This is a genomic window from Pseudodonghicola xiamenensis DSM 18339 (assembly GCF_000429365.1).
GTDB lineage: Bacteria > Pseudomonadota > Alphaproteobacteria > Rhodobacterales > Rhodobacteraceae > Pseudodonghicola > Pseudodonghicola xiamenensis.
This window is the reverse complement of the sequence record NZ_AUBS01000071.1, coordinates 1-4,904: the sequence shown is the minus strand read 5'-3', so window position 1 is coordinate 4,904 and position 4,904 is coordinate 1. Positions and strand designations below refer to the sequence as shown.

Annotated in this window: 5 protein-coding genes; all 5 read left to right on the top strand. The window is 64.7% G+C overall.

What is annotated here, in order from left to right:
* Positions 1-252, top strand: a 252-nt coding sequence (locus G455_RS25170) for a cupin domain-containing protein (protein ID WP_035366598.1), incomplete at its 5' end; no start/stop codon positions are given.
* A gap of 185 nt (positions 253-437) precedes the next feature.
* Positions 438-1,328, top strand: coding sequence for a class II glutamine amidotransferase (locus G455_RS0121915; RefSeq protein ID WP_028095578.1), 891 nt, complete (start codon positions 438-440; stop codon positions 1,326-1,328).
* Between the two features lie 4 nt (positions 1,329-1,332).
* Positions 1,333-2,034, top strand: coding sequence for a GltB/FmdC/FwdC-like GXGXG domain-containing protein (locus tag G455_RS0121910; RefSeq protein ID WP_189658336.1), 702 nt, complete (start codon positions 1,333-1,335; stop codon positions 2,032-2,034).
* Positions 2,035-2,044: 10 nt separating this feature from the next.
* Positions 2,045-3,370 (top strand): FMN-binding glutamate synthase family protein, encoded by a 1,326-nt coding sequence (locus G455_RS0121905; RefSeq protein WP_028095576.1) that lies wholly within the window; start codon positions 2,045-2,047, stop codon positions 3,368-3,370.
* Positions 3,371-3,428: 58 nt separating this feature from the next.
* Complete coding sequence (gene glnT / locus G455_RS0121900) at positions 3,429-4,745, top strand: type III glutamate--ammonia ligase (RefSeq protein ID WP_028095575.1); 1,317 nt, start codon at positions 3,429-3,431, stop codon at positions 4,743-4,745.
* Positions 4,746-4,904: the final 159 nt, after the last annotated feature.

The following is a 4,904-nucleotide window of genomic DNA, read 5'->3' as shown; positions in this document are numbered from 1 at the left end:
GGAGTAGTTGTAGAGCCATATTTGATAGTTTTGGACAGTGAGAGCGATAGATTTCCTGCGTTTCAGCATGAGGGGATAGAGCTGTTGTATTTTCTGGAGGGTCGGGTGAGCTATCGTCACGGAGAGATGCTGTATCTGCTGGAGCCGGGGGATGCGCTTTTGTTCGATGCGGATGCGCCGCATGGGCCTGAGGAGATTTTGGAGCTTCCGGCGCGGTATCTGTCGATCATCACCTATCCGCAGGCGCGATGAGGAGGGAGGCTGGTTGCGGGGGGGGGGCGGTTTTGCGCGAGGTTTGCGTGAAAAACAGGCATCTTTCCTGTTGGTGAGGATTTTTTCCAGGTAGGCGCAAAACTTTCTTGATGGGAAAATAGGTTTCCCTTTAGTGATGTCTCGACGGCGCTGCGACGCCGAAGACGACCACTAAGGAGGAACCTATGTGTGGCATTGTAGGCCTGTTCCTGAAGCAGGAGGCGCTGCGCCCGCGGCTGGGCGATCTGCTCACCGATATGCTGATCACCATGACCGACCGGGGCCCGGACAGCGCCGGGATCGCGATCTATGGCGATGAGGCCGAGGGCATGGTGAAGATCACCGTGCAATCGGATAGGCCGGCGGAGGCATTCGCCGATCTCGACGCTGCGATCTGTGCCGCGGTTGACGCGCCGGTGACGATCAAGGTGGTCGACACCCATGCGGTCCTGACCCTGCCGGCGGCGGTGGAGAAGGCGGCCATCGCAGAGCTGGAAGCGCAGGGTCTGCGGATCATGGGCTCTGGCGCCTCGATGGAGATTTACAAGGAAGTCGGGCTGCCGAAGGATGTGGCGGCCCGTTTCGGTCTGCGTGCTATGGGGGGCTCTCATGGCATCGGCCACACCCGGATGGCGACGGAATCCGCGGTGACGACGATGGGGGCGCATCCGTTCTCCACCGCCGACGACCAGTGCCTGGTGCACAATGGCTCTTTGTCGAACCACAATCAGATGCGGCGCAGGCTGGCGAAGAAAGGCGTGTTCACCCGGTCGGAAAACGACACCGAGGTTGGGGCGGCCTATATCTCGTCGCGGATTGCCGAGGGGGCGAGCCTGGGCGAGGCGCTGGAGGGCACGATCGAGGATCTCGACGGGTTCTTCACCTTCGTGACCGGCACCAAGACCGGTTTTGGCGTGGTGCGCGACCCGATCGCCTGCAAGCCGGCGGTGATGGCCGAGACCGAGGATTACGTCGCCTTCGCCTCGGAATACCGCGCCTTTGCGGATCTTCCGGGGATCGAGACGGCCCGGGTCTGGGAACCCGAGCCGGCCACCGTCTATTTCTGGGAGCGTTGAGCCAATGACGATGACATTTGAGAAGACGGTGCTCGATATGGCCACCACGGAGCTGCGGGAGGTCAACAGCCGGCTGCAGGCTGCGGCGAAAGCCCAGGCCAACACGGCCTATGAGATCGCCAATCCGCGCGGCGCCCATGCGGTGGCGGTGGGGCTCGACGGGCCGCTCGAGGTGAGGGTGAAGGGGTCGGCCGGCTATTATTGCGCCGGCATGAACAAGGAGGCCTCGGTCACGGTCGAGGGCTCTGCCGGGCCGGGGGTTGCCGAGAACATGATGTCCGGTGTGGTGACCATCGAGGGCGATGCCTCGCAATATGCCGGTGCCACCGGGCATGGCGGGCTTTTGAACATCAAGGGCAATGCCTCGTCGCGCTGCGGCATCTCGATGAAGGGGATCGACATCGTGGTGCATGGCAACATCGGCCATATGTCGGCCTTCATGGCGCAGAAGGGCAATCTGGTGGTGCTGGGGGATGCCGGCGACGCGCTGGGGGATTCGCTTTACGAGGCGCGGCTGTTCGTGCGCGGCACGGTGAAATCTCTGGGCGCCGACTGCATCGAGAAGGAGATGCGGCCGGAGCATCTCGAGCTGCTGAAGGTGCTTCTCGACAAGGCCGGGGCGGCGGCCAGGCCGGAAGAGTTCCGGCGCTATGGCTCTGCCCGCCGGCTCTACAACTTCAACATCGACCACGCCGACGAATACTGAGGAGCGCGACATGGACAAGACACCGCAGACCGACCCGCGCCAGAGCTGGACCTTCTCCAGGGAGATCAATTCCGAGATCCGCCGGGCGGCGGCGACGGGCATTTACGACATCCGCGGCGGCGGCGCCAAGCGGCGGGTGCCGCATTTTGACGACCTGCTGTTCCTGGGCGCCTCGATGTCGCGTTATCCGCTGGAGGGCTATCGCGAGAAATGCGACACTTCGGTGACGCTGGGGACGCGCTTCGCGAAGAAGCCGATCGAGCTGAAGATCCCGATCACCATCGCCGGGATGTCCTTCGGGGCGCTGTCGGGCCACGCCAAGGAGGCGCTGGGACGCGGCGCGACGATGGCGGGGACCTCGACCACCACCGGCGACGGCGGCATGACCGAGGAGGAGCGCGGCCATTCCGAGAAGCTGGTCTATCAATATCTGCCGTCGCGCTACGGGATGAACCCGGACGATCTGCGCCGGGCCGACGCGATCGAGATCGTGGTGGGGCAGGGCGCCAAGCCGGGCGGCGGCGGCATGCTCTTGGGTCAGAAGATCACCGAACGTGTCGCGGGGATGCGCGATCTGCCGGTGGGGATCGACCAGCGCTCGGCCTGCCGGCATCCTGACTGGACCGGTCCGGACGATCTGGAGATCAAGATCCTCGAGCTGCGCGAGATCACCAATTGGGAAAAGCCGATCTATATCAAGGTCGGTGGCGCGCGGCCCTATTACGACGTGGCGCTGGCGGTGAAGGCCGGGGCCGACGTGGTGGTGCTGGACGGCATGCAGGGGGGCACGGCGGCGACGCAGGACGTGTTCATCGAACATGTGGGTCAGCCGACGCTGGCCTGCATCCGGCCGGCGGTGCAGGCGCTGCAGGATCTGGGGATGCACCGGGAGGTGCAGCTGGTGGTCTCTGGCGGTATCCGCAGCGGTGCCGATGTGGCCAAGGCGCTGGCGCTGGGGGCGGATGCGGTGTCGATCGGCACGGCGGCGCTGGTGGCGATCGGCGACAACGATCCGAAATGGGAGGCGGAGTATCGCAAGCTGGGCTCGACCGCCGGGGCCTATGACGACTGGCACGAGGGGCGGGACCCGGCGGGGATCACGACCCAGGACCCCGAGCTGATGCAGCGGCTGGATCCGGAGGCGGCGGGGCGCAAGCTGCGCAATTACCTCAATGTGATGACGCTGGAATGCCAGACCATCGCCCGGGCCTGCGGCCACAACCATGTCCACAACCTGGAGCCCGAGGATCTGTGCGCGCTGACGCTGGAGGCGGCGGCCATGGCGCGGGTGCCACTGGCGGGGACCGATTGGTTCCCGGGGAAAACGGGGCTGTGAAGGCCCGAGAAGAGGGGCCGCGGGCCCCTCTTTCACCGACAGGGAATAGGAAAGACAAATGAGCAAACTTGCCGCATTCGCCGAGGAAAAGGGCGTCAAATACTTCATGATCTCCTACACCGATCTGTTCGGGGGCCAGCGGGCGAAGCTGGTGCCGGCGCAGGCGGTGGCGGATATGGAAGCAGAGGGGGCGGGGTTTGCCGGCTTCGCGACCTGGCTGGATCTGACGCCGGCGCATCCCGACATGCTGGCGGTGCCGGATGCGGCATCGGCGATCCAGTTGCCGTGGAAGCCCGAGGTGGCCTGGGTCGCGGCCGATTGCGTGATGGCCGGGGCGCCGGTGGAACAGGCGCCGCGCAATGTGTTGAAGGCGCTGGTGGCGCAGGCGGCGGCCGAGGGGCTGCGGGTGAAGACCGGGATCGAGGCGGAATTCTTCCTGCTGACGCCGGAGGGGGATCAGATCTCCGATCCCTTCGATACGGCGGCGAAACCCTGCTATGATCAGCAGGCGGTGATGCGCCGCTATGACGTGATCGCCGAGATCTGCGATTACATGCTGGGGCTTGGCTGGGGCCCGTATCAGAACGATCACGAGGATGCCAATGGCCAGTTCGAGATGAACTGGGCCTTCGACGACGCGCTGGTGACGGCGGATCGCCACAGCTTCTTCAAGTTCATGGTGAAATCGGTGGCCGAGGCGCATGGGCTGCGCGCCACCTTCATGCCGAAGCCGATCGAGGGGCTGACAGGCAACGGCTGCCATGCGCATGTCTCGGTCTGGGATCCGGACGGCAGGACCAATGCCTTCGCCGGCAATGCCGGCGGCCAGATCGGCGAGGTGGGCCTGTCCGAACAGGGCGGGTATTTCCTGGGCGGGATCATGAAACATGCCGAGGCGCTGGCGGCGATCACCAATCCGACGGTGAACAGCTACAAGCGGATCAACGCGCCGCGCACCATGTCGGGGGCGACCTGGGCGCCCAATACCGTCACCTGGACCGGCAACAACCGCACCCATATGGTGCGGGTGCCCGGCCCCGGCCGGTTCGAGCTGCGGCTGCCCGACGGCGCGGTGAACCCCTATCTGCTGCAGGCGGTGATCATCGCCGCCGGCCTCTCGGGCATCCGCTCCAAGGCCGATCCCGGCCCGCGCCATGACATCGACATGTATGCCGAGGGCCACAGGATCGAAGGCGCCCCGCGCCTGCCGCTCAACATGCTCGACGCCATCCGCGCCTTCGACGCCGACAGCGGCCTCAAGACCATGATGGGCAACGACTTCTCGGCCTCCTACATCAAGATGAAACACTCCGAATGGAACGCATTCGTCTCCCACTTCTCTAAATGGGAAAAGGACAACACACTCGATATATGACCCACAACACCCAAAACGCCTACCGCTGATCCCTGGCGGTGCTACGCAAGGCCCGGCTTATGCCGGGCCTTCGGGTTTTCGCAGGACCGAGGGGGCCGTGCCGAAGAGCTTGCGGAAGGCGTCGGAGAAATGCGCCTGCGAGGAAAATCCGGTCATCTG

Coding starts and splice junctions, on each gene's coding strand:
- G455_RS0121910 (WP_189658336.1), top strand. CDS start 1,333: ATGACGATGACATTTGAGAAGACGGTGCTCGATATGGCCACCACGGAG.
- G455_RS0121915 (WP_028095578.1), top strand. CDS start 438: ATGTGTGGCATTGTAGGCCTGTTCCTGAAGCAGGAGGCGCTGCGCCCG.
- G455_RS0121905 (WP_028095576.1), top strand. CDS start 2,045: ATGGACAAGACACCGCAGACCGACCCGCGCCAGAGCTGGACCTTCTCC.
- glnT (WP_028095575.1), top strand. CDS start 3,429: ATGAGCAAACTTGCCGCATTCGCCGAGGAAAAGGGCGTCAAATACTTC.